The organism is Ruegeria sp. BHSC026 (assembly GCF_059613065.1).
Window position 1 is genome coordinate 299,926 of the sequence record NZ_JBXWRV010000001.1, and the last position, 18,289, is coordinate 318,214.

At 63.4% G+C, this 18,289-nt stretch carries 16 protein-coding genes; 7 read left to right on the plus strand and 9 right to left on the minus strand.

Features of this window, described 5'->3' with window-relative positions; all coding sequences use genetic code 11:
• Positions 1-116: 116 nt before the first annotated feature.
• Positions 117-1,340: a 5-aminolevulinate synthase gene (hemA, locus tag AC2FME_RS01490; protein ID WP_496799422.1), complete on the minus strand. Its 1,224-nt coding sequence runs from the start codon at positions 1,338-1,340 to the stop codon at positions 117-119.
• A 325-nt stretch (positions 1,341-1,665) separates the two neighbouring features.
• Here hemA and AC2FME_RS01495 point away from each other — a divergent pair, with 325 nt between their 5' ends.
• Positions 1,666-3,051 carry a dipeptidase gene (locus AC2FME_RS01495; RefSeq protein WP_496686437.1) on the plus strand — a complete coding sequence of 462 codons (1,386 nt, stop codon included), beginning with the start codon at positions 1,666-1,668 and terminating at the stop codon, positions 3,049-3,051.
• Between the two features lie 161 nt (positions 3,052-3,212).
• On the opposite strand, the gene lpdA is transcribed toward AC2FME_RS01495, so the two are convergent.
• On the minus strand, positions 3,213-4,607 hold the full coding sequence (gene lpdA, locus AC2FME_RS01500) for a dihydrolipoyl dehydrogenase (protein ID WP_496799423.1): 1,395 nt from the start codon (positions 4,605-4,607) through the stop codon (positions 3,213-3,215).
• Between the two features lie 213 nt (positions 4,608-4,820).
• On the opposite strand from lpdA, the gene AC2FME_RS01505 reads away from it, so the two are divergent.
• Entirely contained in the window at positions 4,821-5,255 is a 435-nt protein-coding gene (locus AC2FME_RS01505; protein WP_496799424.1) for a hypothetical protein, read from the plus strand.
• On the opposite strand, the gene AC2FME_RS01510 is transcribed toward AC2FME_RS01505, so the two are convergent.
• From AC2FME_RS01510 to AC2FME_RS01525, 4 genes are all read right to left on the minus strand, one after another.
• Positions 5,252-5,830, minus strand: a complete 579-nt coding sequence (locus AC2FME_RS01510) for a DUF924 family protein (protein ID WP_496681166.1) — start codon at positions 5,828-5,830, stop codon at positions 5,252-5,254. The two genes, AC2FME_RS01505 and AC2FME_RS01510, sit on opposite strands and share 4 nt — an antisense overlap.
• Positions 5,831-5,937: 107 nt before the next feature.
• The gene (locus tag AC2FME_RS01515) at positions 5,938-7,209 is read right to left on the minus strand and encodes an MFS transporter (RefSeq protein WP_496681165.1); all 1,272 of its coding nucleotides are present in this window, start codon (positions 7,207-7,209) and stop codon (positions 5,938-5,940) included.
• Positions 7,210-7,330: 121 nt separating this feature from the next.
• Positions 7,331-8,377, minus strand: coding sequence for a tRNA preQ1(34) S-adenosylmethionine ribosyltransferase-isomerase QueA (gene queA, locus AC2FME_RS01520; protein ID WP_496799547.1), 1,047 nt, complete (start codon positions 8,375-8,377; stop codon positions 7,331-7,333).
• A gap of 45 nt (positions 8,378-8,422) precedes the next feature.
• Positions 8,423-11,797 (minus strand): YhdP family protein, encoded by a 3,375-nt coding sequence (locus AC2FME_RS01525; RefSeq protein ID WP_496799425.1) that lies wholly within the window; start codon positions 11,795-11,797, stop codon positions 8,423-8,425.
• Positions 11,798-11,865: 68 nt separating this feature from the next.
• Between AC2FME_RS01525 and AC2FME_RS01530 the strand changes: the two genes are divergently transcribed.
• The 5 genes from AC2FME_RS01530 to aqpZ all read left to right on the plus strand — a co-directional run bounded on the left by AC2FME_RS01530 (position 11,866) and on the right by aqpZ (position 16,099).
• Complete coding sequence (locus tag AC2FME_RS01530; protein ID WP_496686447.1) at positions 11,866-12,327, plus strand: peroxiredoxin; 462 nt, start codon at positions 11,866-11,868, stop codon at positions 12,325-12,327.
• 76 nt (positions 12,328-12,403) lie between these two features.
• Positions 12,404-13,222 carry a ferritin-like domain-containing protein gene (locus tag AC2FME_RS01535; protein WP_496799548.1) on the plus strand — a complete coding sequence of 273 codons (819 nt, stop codon included), beginning with the start codon at positions 12,404-12,406 and terminating at the stop codon, positions 13,220-13,222.
• 188 nt (positions 13,223-13,410) lie between these two features.
• Positions 13,411-14,736, plus strand: coding sequence for a DUF5930 domain-containing protein (locus AC2FME_RS01540; protein WP_496681160.1), 1,326 nt, complete (start codon positions 13,411-13,413; stop codon positions 14,734-14,736).
• Entirely contained in the window at positions 14,726-15,229 is a 504-nt protein-coding gene (locus AC2FME_RS01545) for a bactofilin family protein (protein ID WP_496681152.1), read from the plus strand. The genes AC2FME_RS01540 and AC2FME_RS01545 overlap by 11 nt, the downstream gene beginning before the upstream one ends.
• A 180-nt stretch (positions 15,230-15,409) precedes the next feature.
• The gene (gene aqpZ / locus AC2FME_RS01550) at positions 15,410-16,099 is read left to right on the plus strand and encodes an aquaporin Z (RefSeq protein ID WP_496681150.1); all 690 of its coding nucleotides are present in this window, start codon (positions 15,410-15,412) and stop codon (positions 16,097-16,099) included.
• A gap of 8 nt (positions 16,100-16,107) precedes the next feature.
• On the opposite strand, the gene AC2FME_RS01555 is transcribed toward aqpZ, so the two are convergent.
• The 3 genes from AC2FME_RS01555 to AC2FME_RS01565 form a co-directional block, all read right to left on the minus strand.
• On the minus strand, positions 16,108-17,070 hold the full coding sequence (locus AC2FME_RS01555) for a DUF3179 domain-containing protein (protein WP_496799426.1): 963 nt from the start codon (positions 17,068-17,070) through the stop codon (positions 16,108-16,110).
• Between the two features lie 120 nt (positions 17,071-17,190).
• Positions 17,191-17,736, minus strand: coding sequence for a peptidylprolyl isomerase (locus tag AC2FME_RS01560; protein ID WP_496799427.1), 546 nt, complete (start codon positions 17,734-17,736; stop codon positions 17,191-17,193).
• Complete coding sequence (locus AC2FME_RS01565; protein WP_496681145.1) at positions 17,729-18,235, minus strand: peptidylprolyl isomerase; 507 nt, start codon at positions 18,233-18,235, stop codon at positions 17,729-17,731. The genes AC2FME_RS01560 and AC2FME_RS01565 overlap by 8 nt, the downstream gene beginning before the upstream one ends.
• Positions 18,236-18,289: the final 54 nt, after the last annotated feature.

An 18,289-nucleotide genomic window follows, 5' to 3' on the forward strand; every position in this document is an offset into this window, starting at 1 on the left:
ACTGCCTACCGCGTGTTACACGCAAACGGCGAATCATCCCCACAACGAATCATCCGTTTTCTTTTGTTAGCGAGAGCTTAACACGCGCCAAACATGTTGCACATGTCAGTCAGAGGCTACCCGGCAAGTTCGGCGCGATTTAGCGCACAATGTGACCAAAGTTCGTCCATTGCCTGGACCAAGCGGTTCATCTCGTCCGGTCCATGGACGGGCGACGGGGTAAAGCGCAGGCGCTCGGTCCCGCGGGGCACGGTCGGGAAATTGATCGGCTGGACATAGATGCCATAGCTTTCCAGCAGCATGTCGCTGAGCTTTTTGGTATGTACCGGGTCGCCTACGATCACCGGCACGATGTGGCTGCCGTGGTCGATCAGCGGCAAGCCCAGCCCCTTCAGCCGCAGCTTGAGGATCTTGGCCTGGGTCTGATGCTGCTCGCGCAGTTCCGGCGCACGCTTGAGGAAGGCGACCGAGGCTGCGGCGCCCGCAGCGACCGCCGGAGGCAGCGAGGTGGTAAAGATAAAACCCGGCGCATAAGAGCGAACGGCATCGCACATTTTCGCGCTGGCCGCGATGTAGCCGCCCATCACGCCATAGGCCTTGGCCAGGGTGCCGTTGATAATGTCGATCCGATGCGCCAGCCGGTCACGCTCGGTCACGCCGCCGCCGCGCGGGCCGTACATGCCCACGGCATGCACTTCGTCGATATAGGTCAGCGCGCCGAACTCGTCGGCCAAGTCGCAAATTTCCTCGATCGGACCGAAATCGCCGTCCATGGAATACACCGATTCAAAGGCGATCAGCTTGGGCGCGGCCGGGTCGTCGGCTAGGAGCAGTTCGCGCAGATGGGCCACGTCATTGTGGCGGAAGATCCGCTTGGCGCCCCCGTTGCGGCGCACGCCCTCGATCATCGAAGCATGGTTCAGTTCGTCGGAATAGATGATCAGGCCCGGAAACAACTTGGGCAGCGTGCTAAGAGTGGCGTCGTTGGCGATGTAGGCGCTGGTGAACAGCAGCGCCGCCTCTTTGCCGTGCAGATCGGCCAGTTCCGCCTCGAGCCGTTTGTGATAGACGGTCGTGCCCGAGATGTTGCGCGTCCCGCCCGATCCGGCACCGGTTGCGTCGATTGCCTCGTGCATCGCCTGCAACACGACAGGGTGCTGCCCCATGCCCAGATAATCGTTGCCGCACCAGACCGTGATGTCCTGCTGCGACCCGTCGGGGCGCGTGCGTACCGCATGCGGGAACTGTCCGTTGCGACGTTCGATGTCGATAAAGGTCCGGTAACGTCCTTCTTCATGCAGCTTGGCAATCGCCGTATCGAGCTGAGCTCTATAGTCCAAAGGACCCTCCTTCATGACCCTTTCGCGCGGCCAGGCGTTTCTCCGTGCCATAGTACCCGATTTTCAGGCAACGTCCGCTATTTGTTTCCTGCACTTGCCTAGCCCGTCGGGACCCGTCGCAACATTGATTTGCATCAATTATCCTCTCGGGCCAGCCGCGACAAGTAAACTCGACACCACCAAGCGCGAGGAAACGACGCAGGCCGGGCGCCTCACATGCCCGCATGTTTCCGATATTGTCCGCGGTTTCCCTGCGGCTTGGACTGGACGGCGCCGCTGACACTGATAGGTTCGGCGCAAATTCAAAACCATTCAGGAGCCCCCGATGTCGCTTGACGCCGTACTGAGCAAGATCGACGCTGATCTTACCACCTCGATCGACCGGTTGATGGAATTTCTTCGGATCCCGTCCATCTCGACCGATCCAGCCTACAAGGAAAGCGTTGACAAGGCTGCCGACTGGCTGGTCGCCGATTTGCAGAGCATGGGCATTCAGTCAGAAAAGCGCGCAACGCCGGGCCACCCGATGGTCGTCGGTCATGTTGGCGATGATGCTGACGCACCGCACCTGCTGTTCTACGGGCACTATGACGTTCAGCCGGTTGACCCGCTGAACCTGTGGAAGCGCGACCCGTTCGACCCGGCTCTGGAAGAGACCGAGCACGGCCAGGTGATCCGCGGGCGCGGTGCCTCGGACGACAAGGGCCAGCTGATGACTTTCGTCGAGGCCTGCCGTGCGTGGAAGGCCGTGCATGGCAAACTGCCCTGCCGGATCACCTTCTTCTTCGAAGGTGAAGAAGAGTCTGGGTCGCCTTCGCTGGTCCCGTTCCTCGAGACCAACAAGGACGAGTTGAAGGCCGATCTGGCGCTGGTCTGCGACACGTCGATGGTGTCGCGCGGCGTGCCCTCGATCGCCTCGCAACTGCGCGGCATGCTCAAGGATGAATTCACGATCATTGGCCCGCGCATCGACCTGCATTCGGGCCACTACGGCGGCCCGGGCCTGAATCCGCTGCGCGAGATTTCCCGGATCGTCGCCTCGTTCTACGACGAGGAAACCGGCCGCGTTGCGGTCGAAGGCTTCTACGAAGGCGTGCACGAGGTTCCCGCCGACCAGCTGCGCCAATGGGAGAATTGCGGCTTTGACGAGGCCGAGTACCTCAATTCGGTCGGCTACACGCAGCCGCACGGCGAAAAGGGCTACTCGACGCTCGAGCAGCAATGGGCGCGGCCGACGCTGGAAATCAACGGGCTGTGGGGCGGCTACAACGGGGCGGGGTCGAAAACCGTGATCCCCAGCGAAGCCCATTGCAAGATCACCTGCCGACTGGTCGGCGACATGGACCCCGACAAACTGCGGGACAAGATCCGCAAACACGTCGAAGACCGCCTGTCGCCCGACGCCAAGGTCGTTTGGGACAATGACCTCGAAGGCTCCCCCGCCTCGGTGATGAATCTGGACCGGCCGGAGTTCGAGGCCGCCCGCAGCGCCCTTTCAGATGAATGGAACCGCGAGGCTGTTTTCACCGGCATGGGCGGCTCGATCCCGGTCGTGGGATATTTCAATTCCGTTCTGGGGCTGGATTCGATGCTGGTCGGATTTGCGAACGACGACGACGCCATCCATTCACCCAACGAAAAGTATGACGTGAACAGCTTTCACAAGGGCATCCGCTCGTGGGCCCGTATCCTGGACGCCCTGACCCGCTGAGCAGAAGCAGTTTGCGAGGCTCTGCCTCGCACTCCGGGATATTTGACGCCAGATGAAGAATACGACCGCACTTCATCTGGCCCAAAATATCCCGGGGGAGCCGCGCGCAGCGCGGTAGGGGCAGAGCCCCATTCCGCGTTCCGCCATGATCCGATTTGCAGCTAGAAGTGGATGGCGCGTCCGTAAGCGTCCAGAACGGCCTCGTGCATCATTTCCGACAGCGTTGGGTGCGGGAAGACGGTGTTCATCAGGTCTTCTTCCGTGGTTTCCAACTGGCGCCCTACGACATATCCTTGGATGAGCTCGGTCACCTCGGCACCGACCATGTGCGCCCCTAACAGCTCACCCGTCTTGGCATCGAAAACGGTCTTGATCATGCCCTCGGGTTCTCCCAGCGCGATGGCCTTGCCGTTACCGATAAAGGGGAAACGGCCGACCTTGACCTCAAAGCCCAACTCTTTGGCCTTGGCTTCGGTGTAGCCGACCGATGCCACCTGGGGGTGGCAGTAGGTGCACCCAGCGATGCTCTCGGGTTTGACGGGATGGGCATGTTTTCCGGCGATCAGTTCCGCGACCATGACGCCTTCGTGGCTTGCCTTGTGCGCCAGCCAAGGCGCCCCTGCGATGTCGCCGATCGCATAGAGGCCATCGACGCCGGTACGGCAGAATTCATCGGTCACGACATGGGTTCTGTCGATCTTCACATCCAACGCCTCGAGCCCCAGGTTCTCGACGTTGCCGACGATCCCAACGGCAGAGATGACCGTGTCGAATTCGTGTTTTTCCGTCTTTCCGCCGGTTTCGATATGGGCGGTCACCTTGCCCTTGCCGCGGTCAAGCTGCTTGACCATGGATTTCTCCATGATCTTCATGCCCTGCTTGATGAATGCCTTTTTGGCAAAGGCGCTGATCTCGGCATCCTCGACCGGCAGAACGCGGTCCATGACCTCGACCACCGTCGTGTCCGCACCCAGCGTATTGAAGAAACTGGCGAATTCGATCCCGATCGCGCCCGAGCCGATGACCAGCAGCTTCTTGGGCATCCGAGGGGGCTGCAGCGCGTGCTTGTAGGTCCAGACCAGGTCGCCGTCGGCCTCGAGCCCAGGCAACTCACGCGCCCGGGCCCCGGTGGCGAGGATGATGTTGCTGGCGGCCAACTCCTCGGTTCCCTTGTCGGTCTTCACCGAAACCTTGCCGCGTGCGGGGATGGTCGCCTCTCCCATCACTACGGTGACCTTGTTCTTTTTCAGAAGGTGCCCGACGCCACCGGCCAGTTGCTTGGCCACACCGCGCGACCGCTTGACCACAGCATCGATATCATATCCGATCTTCTCGGCGCTCAGCCCGAATTCCTTGGCGCGTTCCATAAGGTGGAATACCTCGGCAGACCGCAGCAGCGCCTTGGTCGGGATGCAGCCCCAGTTCAAACAGATGCCGCCCAGGTGCTCGCGCTCGACGATTGCGGTCTTCAGGCCCAGCTGGGCCGCGCGAATAGCAGCGACATAGCCGCCGGGGCCGGCCCCGATTACGATCAGATCAAAGGATTTTGCAGCCATGTGTACCTCTCGGCGCGGGTCTGATGAAAACTAGTTTAGTGCTAAACTATTTCTGCGGGCGCTTCAACATCGCTGCCTGCGATATTGGTGACGTAAGGTCACAAAAGCAGAAACCCAGCCCGTCAAGACTATTGCAGCGCTGGGCGGAAGGCTAGAAAAGATACCAAATCCATTGGCAACACGTGTTTGACCGAGACATAGGAGGCCCAGGCCATGGCCCGAACACTCAAGGATCTGCTGATTGCCCTACTGAACGCGACTCTGATCCTGCTGGCCCTGTGCCTGTTTCTCGGCTGGAAACTGGCGCAGAGCGTCGAGAACATTCAGGACCGGTTTCAGCAGAATCTGCAGATCGTGCGCCCATTTCAGGAGCAGGCCCGCAACATCAGAGCGGATTTGAGCGCGTTGCGGGACGAGTTGGAGGCCGTTCGCGCCGGCGGCAGTACCGATTTGGACACTGGACAGAAGCTGGCGCGAACGCTGGACCGGCTCGACCAAAGCCTGGCAGCCCTGAACCGGGCACAAGATACCCTGACACAGATCGCCGAAACCCCGGAACTGTTGATCGACCGAGCCATAATCACAGCCATCGACACCACCAGCCAACGCCTGATGACGCTGCGCGGCTGCGGGGCGCAGGAAAGCTAGGCGATCGCCTGCAACTCGCGCACGGTGGCACCGTAACCGCCGTTGCTGACATAGGCGGCCTCGGGCGCAGTCGTTTCCCGCGACAGCGCCGCGTTGCGATAGGGGAACCGCCCGAATTTTCTGATCACCTCGCGATGCGCGCGGGCATGCAGCAGGTTGTCTCTGCCATGCTTGGGCATGCGCTCGCACATCAGTCGTACACAGCGTTCCTGGTCGCACAGGTTCTCGGAATGCATCAGCGGCATGTAGAAGAACTGCCGCGCCGGTTCGTCGATCTTCAGGTCCCAGCCCTTGTCGATGGCGCATTTGGCCGCCGCCAGCGCAGCCCTGTCGGACGCGAAGGCCCGAGCGCTGCCCCGGAACATGTTGCGCGGAAATTGATCCATCAGAATGATGTAGGCCAAGGCCCCGCTGGGATAGGTCAGCCACAGCGAGAATTTCCCTTGGCACGCCGCTTCCCACGTCGTCAGGAACCTCTCCCGGATCCGGGTATCCAGTGCCTCATCCTCGCGGTACCAGCCCTTGGGGCCGACTTCATCCAACCAAAAACTCAATACTTCTTCAGGACCGACCATCCCAATGACTCCGTGTGTTCTCCCCCAAGAGACATAGGGTTATTTAAGGGTCTTTTACAAAAATGTTACAGTAACATATTGCAACACTTGCGACACATATCTGGCGCTCAGGCCGGAGTTTCAGCCTCTTCGTCGTCCTGCGCGGCCTCGATGGCGATTTCCTGCGCAACTTCCAGCGCCACCGGCGAGGCGGTGGGGTAAAGCGGCGCAAGCGCGGCGGTCTCGTCCACCGGCACATGGGCACGCTGGGTCATCCGGTACAACGCATAGGCAGCCATGGCGAACAGCAACGCTGCGATTAACAGGAAATACCCGGACGGCCCGAACACCGCATCGCCCATCAGCCAACCGGTGATGAGCGGGCCAGCGATCGCCCCCAAACCGTTGATGAAGATCAACCCGCCCGAGGCAGCGGCCATGTCCTCGTATTCCAGATAGTCATTGGTATAGGCGATCAGCAGCGAATAAAGCGGGTTCGACATGCCTCCGATCACGAAGGCGGCGGCCAGCAGAACCGCGAAGGTCATGCCAAACAGCATGCCCACCAGAGCCGCGGCCCCCCCGGCGACCGAAACCAGCAGGATCAGCACCCGCCGGTCCATCCGGTCCGAGAACCATCCCAGCGGATACTGCAACAGCAACGCACCGATGTAGAAGGTTGCCACGAAGGTCGAAATCTCGACCAGTGTCAACCCGGCGCGGGCGCCATAGACCGCGGCCATGCCGAACTGGGCCGAAAAGACGCCGCCCAGCAGGAACATGCCAACGCAGCCCAGCGGCGAGGTTTCCATCAACTGTCTCAGCGTCATCGGCTTGGTCGTGTCAAAGGCCGGTGTCGGCGAGATCGACAGCAGGATCGGCGCGAACGAGACCGAGACCAGGATCGAGGCGATTACGAAGGTCTCGTACCCCGCCGGATCGCCCACCAACATCAGCGCCTGCGCACTGACGATGCCGATCATCTGGACGATCATGTACAGCGACAGCGCCTGCCCCCGGTTTTCATTGCTGGCGGCATTGTTCAACCAGCTTTCGGCCGTCACATATACGCCGGAAAAACAAAAGCCGATCACCACGCGACCCAGCGACCAGGCGATCGGGTCGGTCAGCATCGGATACATGATCATCACCGCCGAGATGAACGACGCCAGCGCCGCGAAGACCCGCACATGCCCGACCCGCCGGATCATCTCGGGGGCCAGGCGCGAGCCGCCCAGGAATCCCACGAAATAGGCCGACATGACAAAGGACATCTCCAGCGTCGAGAAGCCCTCGATCTCGCCCCGCACGCCCAGCAGTGTACCCTGCAGGCCGTTGCCGATCATCAGCAGACCCATTCCAAGAAGAAGCGCCCAAGCGCTGGCAAGTACCTGAAGCATGACTGCCTCCAATTCTGCTGAACAATTCTTTGCGTCAAACTCGTTGCGTTAAACGACCTGAATACGCCCCGGTCGCGCTTGTCTACGACATTTCCCGGATTCGGTCCGGTGATCGCGCCCTTTAAGGGATCAAAAGCGACGCGTCACCATAAGAAAAGAAGCGGTACCGGCTGGCAATAGCGTGATCGTAGATCCGCAGCATCCGGTCCTTACCCATCAATGCCGAGACGAGCATCAGCAGGGTGGATTTGGGCAGATGGAAATTGGTCATCAGCGCATCGGTCACATGGAATTTGAAACCGGGATAGATGAAGATGTCGGTCTCGCCTTCCCACGGTTCGATCCGTCCGCCGCGCGCGGCGCTTTCGATCAGGCGCAGCGCCGTGGTGCCCACGGGAATGACGCGGCCGCCGGTGGCCTTGGTGGCGGCGATCTCAGCCGCGGCCTGCGCGCTGACACGCCCCCATTCGGCATGCATCTTGTGGGTGGTCACGTCCTCGACCTTTACCGGCAGGAAGGTGCCCGCGCCCACATGCAGGGTGACATAGGTGAAATCCACCCCACGCGCGGCCAGCGCCTGCAGCAGAGACTCGTCGAAATGCAGCGAGGCGGTGGGGGCCGCGACGGCACCGGAATGGCGCGCCCAGACCGTCTGATAGTCCGTCTTGTCCCGCTCGTCCGCCGGTCGCTTTGCGGCGATGTAGGGCGGCAGCGGCATCGCCCCGGCTTGCTCAAGCGCACGGTCGAAATCCTCGCCCGTCAGGTTGAACCGCAGATGGGCCTGCCCGTCCACGACGCGTTCCAGAATCGCAGACAGTTCGCCCGAGAACACGATCTCTTCGCCGACGCGCACCTTTTTCAGCGGTTTCAGCAGTGCCGCCCAACTGCCGTCGGCCTGCGGGTCCAGCAAGGTGGCCTCGATCGCGGCCGACACCGACCCCTGCGCGCTGTCGCGGTGGCGCCGCCCCGACAGGCGCGCGGGAATGACCCGAGTGTCGTTCAGCACCAGCCGGTCGCCCGGTCGCAGCCAGTCGGGCAGCTCGGACACGCGCGCATCGGTCAGGTCATCGCCCTGCGCCACCAACAGACGCGCCGACGAGCGCGGGCTGGCGGGCCGGGTAGCGATCAGGTCTTCGGGCAGGTCGAAATCGAAATCACTCAGCTTCATGCGCGCGGCATACAACGCCCGAATGGATTTGACCACAGATCCCGGTCAACGATCTTCTCCGCGTGCCCCCAAAGACGGGCTGGGGCCATCGCGTTGGGGCGTTGCGTTGGGGCCGTCCGAAACCGTCGGTGCCGGGTCGCGCATAAGGTTGCGTAGAAACAATGGCGCCAATCCCGACAGCGGATTGACCGAGACCTGCGGCGCCGAGACCGGCCCGACCAGCTTGTAGTTGAAGGCGAAAACGCCTTCGCCCTTCTGGGTCAGTACGCTGCCGATGGCGTTGACCAGGTAGATCGGAGAAATCGCGCCCTGAAGGTTCAGGAATTTGCGGTTCAAATCGACCGTGCCGTCGAACGACAGCCCCAGCGACGGACCGACCGCGCTGCCGCTGAGGATCTTGACCTGCGTCGGCGTGATTCGCATTACGCTCTCGATCGACGAGAACTGGATCCCCTGCCCGGACATCTCGTCCAGCAACCCGACCACGCTGATCGCGTTCAACAGTGCCGCCATGGCCGGGGCGTCGGTGATGCGGGTGTTTCGGATATTCAGGTTCAGGTCGTAATTTCCGGGCTCGGCCACCGGGTCCAGCTGGACCTGTAGCGTGCCACCCTGCGCCTGCGTCAGCAACCCGGCCGACCGCAAAACGGCCCCGGCATCCACCGATTGCAGCCGGACTGCGCTGCGGCCATCGCCGCTGGGGAAGACCTGCCCCTGAACGGCGGCACCACCGTTCACCCGGGCGCTGAACCCGCCCTGCAGGCCGCCCGTCGTCTGGAAATTCCCGGTCAGGCCGGTCAGGGCCACCGTATCGGTGACCTGCAGCCGGTCCAGCGTCACGTCCAGTTTCGGACCTGCGCCACCGCCCCCGCCACCGCTGGCGAAGGTCGCCTTGGCAAGGTTCAGAACCCCACCCAGAACCCGGATATCCGGGACCGCCGCACCCCGCCCAATCAGCTCGGCCGGAACCGCCAGCCAGTCGCCCAGTTCGAACGTGCTGAATCGGATCCGGTCCAGCGCGCCGTCGCTGATCGAGATCGCTCCCACGGCCCGCAGCCCGGCGGCTTCGATTAGCAGCGTGTCGATGCTCAGCGGCTCGGAGACGGTGGCTTCGACCGTCAGCGCGCCCGTGCCGGACGGAGGCTTGCGCCAGCCCAATTCGGGGATCGCCAGCGTCACCCCCGCAAGATCCGAACTGGCGCGCAGACGCGTCGGCTGACCGCCCCCGATCCCCAGTTCGATCTGCGCCACGCCCTGCCCCGTCAGCATCTGCGGCGGCAATCCCGCCTTCAGCTCGTCCATCAAACGCGGCGACAGCTCGATCTGCCCGGTCAGCGTGCTGCGTTGCGGTTCGGTGCCGCCGATGGGCTGTCGCCAGCGGACCTGCATCGGAACCGCGCCGAAAGACCCGTCGCCGGCGATGGAGACCTCGTCCTGGGTGCCGCTCAGGGCCAGTTTCGCCGCGCTGACGCGGAAACCGGGCACAAGACGATCGGTCTGCAGGTTCAGGATGTCCCCGGCAAAATGGAACCGGGTTTCTTCCAGCTTGAGCCCCTTGATCAGCGGCAGGGCCAATGTGCCGCTCAACCGCACCTGCCCGTCGGCCAGATCGACCGGCAGTTTGGCCTTGGTCAGCACGGACAATGGCGGCCGGTCCAGCAGCGACAGCGCCGCGGTCACGCTGCCTCTGGCCTGAATGCGAACAATGCCCGGCGTCGATTTCTTGATCCCGGTGTCCGGGATGATGAACGAGGTGCCCGCGGCATCGACGACTCCGCCCTGATCGGCCTTCACGAATCCCTGATGGGCGGTGACGATAAAGCGCCGCTCGATCAGGCTGGCCTCACCGCGTGCGTTCTGCAACGGCGGCAGGGTCTTGGCAAATCGCACGGTCGCCTCGTCGAATTCGAAATCCGCGTAGATCAGCGGTTTGGTCCCGGGGCGCAGGCGAAGAGCGAAATCCACGTTCGACATCTGCCCGCCGAGCACGTTTTCCGTGACCCATTTGCGCGGCTTAGGCGCCAGTCGCGGCGGCCAGTACTGCAAAACGCGCCCCTGCGAGATCTGATTGATCCGAGCGTCGAGATCCACGCTCCAGCCGTCGGGCAGGCCCTGCACCGCGCCCGACGCTTGCAGCCGCACGTTATCGTCCTCGACAACCGCCTGCCCCAGTTGCAGGCGGAACGGATTCAGACTGACCTGGAAATCCAGCTGGGCCCGGTTCAGGTGCAGGTCGTCCACGAACAGATCAGCCGGGTTCAGCCCGATTCCCGTCAGGCGGACCTGAACCGCCATGCTCTGCAGCGCACCCGTCTCCACACCCTCGAGATAGGCCTCACCTTCACCTTGGACCGTTCCCCAGGCAGAGGCGATGGAGACTTCGTTGAAATCCAGAACCTGCCGGTAGGGGTCATAGGTGAAATAGGTGCGGGCCGTGTCAAACGGCACCGGACGGGTTTCGGGATTGGGCTGCACGGCGCCCGGGCCGAGGTTGAGCGTGGCAAAAACCGGCCCCAACGCCCCCTGCTCGTCGATGCTGCCGCGCAGGGCGCCCGAGATCGGCGCGTCCAGCACCTGCAGCCACGCGAGGGCCGGCGCCTGCGCGGCCACGTCCACGGCGGGCAGGTCCGTGATCGAGATGCCGAACTGTGCCTGAGGCGAGCCGAATGAGCTGGTATAGTTGGCCTCGACCATACTCACATAGTCTCGCCCCGCCAGAACCGAAAACCCTGTGGCCAGCCGCAAGGCCCGATCGTCGCGGGTGACCAGGATGTGCCCGCCATCCAGAACCCAGGACCGGCCAAGCCGCTGATCGCTGTAGTCCAGCGTGATCGCCTCCATCTCGACCGACGCCAGTGCGGACAGGGCCGGAGATTGGAAAACGGCATCAGCCTGCTCGATCAGTTCGGCCAGATTTGGCGCCTGCCTCACGGGGGCGCTGCCGGACCCCACGATCAGGGTCAGCATCCCGTCTGGCCCGCGGACCAGCGTGATCTGGGCACCGTTCAGTACGATCCGCTTGGGCCGGACATGTCCGCGCAGCAATGGGCGCATCGACAGGCTGGCCCGCAAGTCCGACACATGTGCGATCTGCCGCCCTTCGGCATCGCTGATCGACACGTCGCTCAGCCGCAGACTCGGACGCCAGCCTTCGTGGATGATGAAACTGGCATCGCCGAACCGGATCTTCACCCCGTCCAGCGCCTGGTCTAGCCGCGCCTCGACCCGGTCGCGCAGCCAGTTCGGCGCATGCACCCGTTGCCCCAGGACCATCAACCCCGAGAACACGGCCAGAAACACCAGCAGGAAAACCCCGCGCAAGGCCCACAGAACGGCCGTCCGGCGGCGGGATCGGCGGCGCGGCGCCCGGCCTGGTTTGTCCGATTTTTCGTCCTGCCGCTCAGCCAATTCGCCTACCAAGCCTTCCAACCCGCTGACGCCGCTCTATTATCCGCGGCAGTTCATGACAACCACAACCGGAGACCTCCATGCCCGACCTCTCAGACATCGCCCCCGATTTCACCCTGCCCCGTGACGGCGGCGGTTCGGTCACCCTGTCGGCCCTGCGCGGCCGCCCCGTCGTTCTTTTCTTCTATCCCCGCGATGATACGCCGGGCTGCACGAAGGAATCCATCGGATTTTCCGAAGCTCTGCCCGCCTTCGCCGAGGCGGGCGCGCAGGTCTTCGGCATCTCGCGCGACAGCGTCGCCAAACATGACAAATTCGTCGCCAAGCACGGTCTGACCACGACGCTTCTGTCCGACGAAGACGGAACCGTCTGCGAGGCCTTCGGCGTCTGGGTCGAAAAGAACATGTACGGGAAGAAATCGATGGGGATCGAGCGTTCGACCTTTCTGATCGACACCGACGGCAAGATCGCCCGCGTCTGGCGCAAGGTGAAGGTCCCCGGTCACGTCGATGAGGTGCTGGAGGCCGTGCGCGCGCTTTGACGCCGCGCGCCATCCGGTCTAAGAGGCGGCAGTTTCATTCGACCCGAGGATCACCGTGGCCAAGACCCTGACCCAGATGGCAACCGACGTGCTGACCACCGCGGACGGGCGGGCCAAGACCGCCCTGTCGCGGCGCTATGCGGCCGACTGGGTCGCGTCCCGCAAGGGCGAGGCCCCGGCGATCGCGATCGGCACCGCCGAACCGCCGCTGCATCCCGCGCGCCCCGCCCGCCCCGAGCTGCTATCACCGCGCGACGTACCGCGCCGCCGCCCCGGGTCCGAGGCCGGGCGCATCGCGCTGCTGCACGCCGTAGCCCATATCGAGCTGAACGCGGTGGACCTGCATTGGGACATCATCGCCCGGTTCGGACATGTGCCGATGCCGATCGGCTTCTACGACGACTGGGTCAAATGCGCCGAGGAGGAATCGCGCCATTTCGAAATGGTCTGCGACTGCCTGGAGGCGATGGGCAGCCATTACGGCGCGCTTCCCGCCCATGCCGGCATGTGGCGCGCGGCCGAGGACACCGCCGGGGACCTGATGGGCCGGCTGGCGGTAGTGCCGATGGTGCTCGAGGCGCGCGGCTTGGACGTGACACCGGGCATGATCGAGATTTTCCGCAAGGCAAAGGCCGATCAGGCCGTAGCTGCGCTGGAAGTGATCTATGCCGAAGAGGTCGGCCACGTCGCCTATGGGTCGAAATGGTTCCACTTTCTGTGCGGTCGGGAAAATGCCGACCCCAAGGACGTGTTTCACGATCTGGTCCGCCGGTATTTCCACGGCGCCCTGAAACCGCCCTTCAACGAGGAGAAGCGGGCCGAGGCTGGATTGCCGCCCGATTTCTACTGGCCCCTGGCCGAAGATCTGCCCCTGCCCGGAACGGCCCGGAAATAGACCGGGCAGCGCGCGCTTCGGCAAATTCTCGCCGATCCGTAGCCCGAAATTGCGCGATTTTTGCACCAATCGGTTAACAAACTTGCCCAATCGCTGCCCGGCCATTAATCAGTCGCCCCAAGGGTCGGCAAGCCGCCACGGCAACCACTCATGACCGACCCGGACAATGGGGATGAGGAGTAAGACGCGTGCGAACACGTCTGGCGATCAAACTGCACTCACTGCTCGAACGGCACTTTCCCGAACGCAGGGTCTTTCTGAAATCTGACAAGGACACGCGCTTTGTCCGGCTTAGCTCGGAAACCCAGGTACTGGCGGTTCTGGGCGTGGCGGTCATGGTCGGCTGGACGTCGGTGGCAACTGCGCTGTTGCTGATGGACAGCATCGGGTCGGGCAATTTCCGGGAACAGGCCAAACGCGATCAGGCGGTCTATCAGGAACGTCTGAACATTCTGTCCGCCGAACGGGACGCCCGCGCCCAAGAGGCGCTGGCCGCACATGAACGCTTCAATTCCGCGCTCGAGCGGATCTCGGCGATGCAGTCTGAACTGCTGGAATCCGAGAACCGCCGGCACGAGTTGGAAACAGGGATCGAGGTGATTCAGGCCACTCTGCGCGCCACCATGAAACAGCGCGAGGAGGCGCGCGCCGAACTGGCCGCGCTGAAACAGAAGGCCGACGACCCGGCCGTGGCCATGTTTGCATCGGCCGCCCCCGTTCAACTGGGATTCCTGTCCGAGGCCCTGGCCCGCACGGCCCAGCAGCGCGACCAGATCGCGTCCGATGCCCAGAGTGCGCTGGACCAGCGCGACGAGCTGGAACTTGAAATCCAGTTGATGCAGGAACGCAATGACGAGATCTTCCGCCAGTTGGAAGAGGCGATGCTGATCTCGGTCGAGCCGCTGGACAAGATGTTCCGCCAGGCCGGCATGCCGACCGACCGCATCCTCGACGAGGTGCGGCGTGGCTACAGCGGCATTGGCGGGCCGTTGACCCCGATCTCGTTCAGCACCCGCGGCGAGGAGCTGTCGCCGGATGAAATCCGCGCCAACCGCCTGCTGGAACAGATGGACCAGTTGAACCTGTATCGCATCGCCGCTGAAAAGGCGCCCTTTGCCACGCCGATCCGTTCGTCCTTCCGGTTCACCAGCGGCTACGGCTATCGCCGCGACCCAAAGACCGGTGGCCGCCGGATGCACAAGGGCACCGATTTCGCCGCCCCCAAGGGCACAAACATCTATGCGACCGCCGACGGCGTCGTGACCCATGCCGGATGGCAATCGGGTTTCGGCAAGCTGGTCAAGATCAAGCACGCCTTCGGGATCGAAACCTATTACGCCCATAATTCGAACATCCGCGTGAAGGTCGGCCAAAGGGTCTCGCGCGGGGACCACATTGCTGATATGGGTAACACCGGACGGTCGACCGGAACGCATCTGCACTACGAAGTGCATGTGAACGGAAAACCCGTAAACCCCATGACCTACATCAAGGCTGCGAACAATGTTTTCTAAGAGCAAGATCAACGAGCCCGCACCCAAGGCATCCGAAACGGCGAAGCCCGCCGCTCCGGCCGCTCAGGCGACCCCTGCCCCGACCGAGCAGAAAGCGGCCGCAACCCCACCGAAACCCAAGCCGCCGGCTTCGGTTCTGTCGTCAGATCTGCACATCACCGGCAACATCAAGACCTCGGGCGACATCCAGGTCGAAGGCACCGTCGAAGGCGACATCCGCGCGCATCTGCTGACCATCGGCGAGACCGCGACGATCAAGGGCGAAGTGACCGCCGATGACGTTGTCATCAACGGCCGCATCGTGGGCCGCGTGCGCGGGCTGAAGGTGCGCCTGACCTCGACCGCGCGTGTTGAGGGCGATATCATCCACAAGACCATCGCCATCGAAAGCGGCGCGCATTTCGAGGGCTCGGTCCAGCGTCAGGACGACCCGCTGAACCCGGGCCGCAGCAGCAAGACCGGCGCCAACCCGGCCGCCGAAGTCAGCCAGTAAATCCGAAGAACCCAACGGTTCCGACCCAAACGCCGTGGCCCTGCCGCGGCGTTTTTTCGTGCGCGATGCCCCCGGAGCCGGTGGCCAATTAACACCAATACCGGACGGATATCGGGGCGGGATTCGAAATTTTCCTGATTTCGGCTACACTTGCCTCCGATGTATTTGGGAGATTTCACGATGCGAGCAAAATTGATGGCCGAGTTCTTCGGCACGTTCTGGCTGGTTCTTGGCGGGTGCGGCAGTGCGGTTCTGGCCGCGGGCGTAGCCGATGTCGGCATCGGCTGGCTGGGCGTTTCCTTCGCCTTCGGCCTTACGGTGCTGACGATGGCCTTTGCGGTGGGCCATATCTCGGGCGGGCATTTCAACCCGGCCGTCAGCCTGGGCCTGATGATCGGCGGACGCTTTCCAGCCAAGGATCTATTGCCCTATTGGGCCGCCCAGGTGATCGGCGCCATACTGGCGGCTGCGGTTCTGTACCTGATCGTCAGCGGCGCGCCCGAGTTTTCCGGTGTCGGCAGTTTTGCCTCGAACGGTTATGGCGAAGCCTCGCCTGAGGGCTATTCGATGATGTCCGCCCTGGTGATCGAGATCGTCCTGACCGCCTTTTTCCTGATCATCATCCTGGGCGCCACGTCCGAAAAGGCACCGGCCGGCTTCGCCCCCATCGCCATCGGGTTGGGGTTGACCCTGATCCACCTGATCTCGATCCCGGTCACCAACACGTCGGTGAACCCGGCGCGATCGACCGGCGTTGCGCTCTTCGCCGACGGGCCTGCGCTGGCCCAGCTGTGGCTGTTCTGGGTCGCCCCGCTGATCGGCGGCGCGGTGGGCGCGCTGATCTGGAACGCGATGGTGTCCGAGGACTGACGCCCGGCCTAGCGACCCGTCATCCAGATTCCGTCGGGCCAGAAGGCGTGGAAGGCAAAGGCGAACATCACGTCGTGCACCACGTCCTGCCCGGTGGCATCGGTGACGCGGACCGATCCGACGTCACGCCCCTTGGCGATGAGCCCGTTGTCCAGCGCCGAGGCCTGGCCGCTGCGCCACGAGATCGTCACGCCAGCCTCGGTCACCTGCCCTTGGCGGCGCAGGCGGGTCAGAGGCCAGGCCCGGTCGCCCACCCGCACCACACGTTCCAGAGGGTGAAGGCCATGTGGTGGCAGCGCTCCGTCATACAGGAACGGTTGGCGCGACGTGTCATAGCCGCGATAGGGGTTGCGGCCATAGTCGCGATTGTAGTCCGGTTCGGCCATAACCAGCCCATCGGGGTTGCGTTCGCGAAACTGCGCCCAGCTTTCCATCCACGCCGGAAGCGCCCGCAGCCGGGCTCCGGTCAGCCGCCCGACAATGGCCTCGCCCGTGGCCTGCTGCCACCAGCTTTCGGTTTCACGATCGTACATGACCATGTCCGAATGGCGCAGCTTGCCCGTGACGCCAAAACTGAGCACGCCTTGCTCCGTCCGCCGGTCGAACACCAGCGCCGAGTTGCACAGGGGGCAATAGGTGATCGCGACGGGCCGGTTGCCGATCCGGTCATTCACGATCTCGTGCCAGATCAGATAGCGGATCGGATAGGCCCTTGGCCGCGCGCCGGGTAGCTCGACGGAGATGACCGGCTCGGCAGCGGCCAGTCCGGTATTCACGGACACCTCGACGAAACCGGGATCGCTGAGCGCCGGGATGCCATCCTTGGGCGGCCCGCCCGAGCGGATCTGGCTCCAGTCCTGCACCGAGGTCATCGCGAAATCGGTCCGAGGCCATTCACCGCGCCACAGATCGGGGTTTGCGGACGCAGCCGCCGCGCAGACCAGCAAAAGAGCGGATAGAAGGGATCGCATGAGGCACCTCTGGCTGTCTGCCATGGTGCGCGATGCGCGGGCGGCGGGCCAAGCCCCCCGCACGGGGACGTGAACACCCGTGCGTCAAACCCGGCGCGGAAACCGCGCCGGGTGTCGAGGTCATTCGGTAACGGTGACCTTGGTCATCACGTCGGGCTGGCCGATCACGGCGCCGTTCGGGCCGGTGCCGCGTTTGATGGCGTCCACTACGTCCATCCCACCGGTCACCTCGCCGACAACCGTGTACTGGCCGTTCAGCGACGGCGCCGGTGCGAACATGATGAAGAACTGCGAGTTGGCGCTGTTCGGGTCGCGCGCCCTCGCCATGCCGACGATTCCGCGCTCGTAGGGAACATCTGAGAATTCGGCCGGCAGGTCAGGACGATCGGACCCACCGGTGCCCGCACGGCGCATATCGCTGCCCAGCTTGCCGTATTCGACATCGCCGGTCTGCGCCATGAAACCGTCGATTACGCGGTGGAACACCACCCCGTCATACTTGCCCTCGGCGGCCAGAGCGGTGATCTGCTCGACATGCTTGGGCGCGACATCCTCGAACAGGTCGATGGTGATCGTGCCGTTGGCCTCGCCCTCGACTTCGATCTGCAGGCCCGTGGCCAGCGCAGGGCTGGCCAGAAAGGCAAAAACGGCGGCCAGCTTATACATCGGCGGCCACCTTGACGCTGATCATGCGGTCGGGGTTCGCGGGCGGCTCGCCGCGGGTGATGGCGTCGACATGCTCCATCCCCTCGATCACGCGGCCATAGACGGTGTATTGGCCGTTCAGAAAGTGGTTGTCCTTGAAGTTTATGAAGAACTGCGAGTTGGCCGAGTTCGGGTTGGCCGACCGGGCCGCGCCCAGCGTACCCCGGTCATGCGGCAGTTTCGAGAATTCCGCCGGAAGGTTCGGCAGCGACGACCCGCCGGTGCCCGCCATGCGGAGGTTGAAGCCGTCTTCCATGTCGCCGTGCTGCACATCACCGGTCTGCGCCATGAAGCCGTCGATCACCCGGTGAAAGGCCACGTTGTCGTACTCGCCCGCGCGCGCCAGCTCTTTCATGCGCTCGCAATGCTGGGGTGCCACGTCGGGCAGCAGCTCGATGACGACCTTGCCATCCTTCAGCTCGATGATGATGGTGTTTTCGGGATCCTTGATCTCGGCCATGGGGCTCTCTCCTGTGGAAATGATTTGCGCAAATACCTATGCGCCGGACGCGGG

What these genes read in the sequence shown, in the direction of transcription:
- AC2FME_RS01495 (WP_496686437.1), top strand. Translation starts at nt 1,666, where the DNA reads ATGTCGCTTGACGCCGTACTGAGCAAGATCGACGCTGATCTTACCACC.
- lpdA (WP_496799423.1), bottom strand. Translation starts at nt 4,607, where the DNA reads ATGGCTGCAAAATCCTTTGATCTGATCGTAATCGGGGCCGGCCCCGGC.
- AC2FME_RS01505 (WP_496799424.1), top strand. Translation starts at nt 4,821, where the DNA reads ATGGCCCGAACACTCAAGGATCTGCTGATTGCCCTACTGAACGCGACT.
- AC2FME_RS01510 (WP_496681166.1), bottom strand. Translation starts at nt 5,830, where the DNA reads ATGGTCGGTCCTGAAGAAGTATTGAGTTTTTGGTTGGATGAAGTCGGC.
- AC2FME_RS01515 (WP_496681165.1), bottom strand. Translation starts at nt 7,209, where the DNA reads ATGCTTCAGGTACTTGCCAGCGCTTGGGCGCTTCTTCTTGGAATGGGT.
- queA (WP_496799547.1), bottom strand. Translation starts at nt 8,377, where the DNA reads ATGAAGCTGAGTGATTTCGATTTCGACCTGCCCGAAGACCTGATCGCT.
- AC2FME_RS01530 (WP_496686447.1), top strand. Translation starts at nt 11,866, where the DNA reads ATGCCCGACCTCTCAGACATCGCCCCCGATTTCACCCTGCCCCGTGAC.
- AC2FME_RS01535 (WP_496799548.1), top strand. Translation starts at nt 12,404, where the DNA reads ATGGCAACCGACGTGCTGACCACCGCGGACGGGCGGGCCAAGACCGCC.
- AC2FME_RS01545 (WP_496681152.1), top strand. Translation starts at nt 14,726, where the DNA reads ATGTTTTCTAAGAGCAAGATCAACGAGCCCGCACCCAAGGCATCCGAA.
- aqpZ (WP_496681150.1), top strand. Translation starts at nt 15,410, where the DNA reads ATGCGAGCAAAATTGATGGCCGAGTTCTTCGGCACGTTCTGGCTGGTT.
- AC2FME_RS01555 (WP_496799426.1), bottom strand. Translation starts at nt 17,070, where the DNA reads ATGCGATCCCTTCTATCCGCTCTTTTGCTGGTCTGCGCGGCGGCTGCG.
- AC2FME_RS01560 (WP_496799427.1), bottom strand. Translation starts at nt 17,736, where the DNA reads ATGTATAAGCTGGCCGCCGTTTTTGCCTTTCTGGCCAGCCCTGCGCTG.
- AC2FME_RS01565 (WP_496681145.1), bottom strand. Translation starts at nt 18,235, where the DNA reads ATGGCCGAGATCAAGGATCCCGAAAACACCATCATCATCGAGCTGAAG.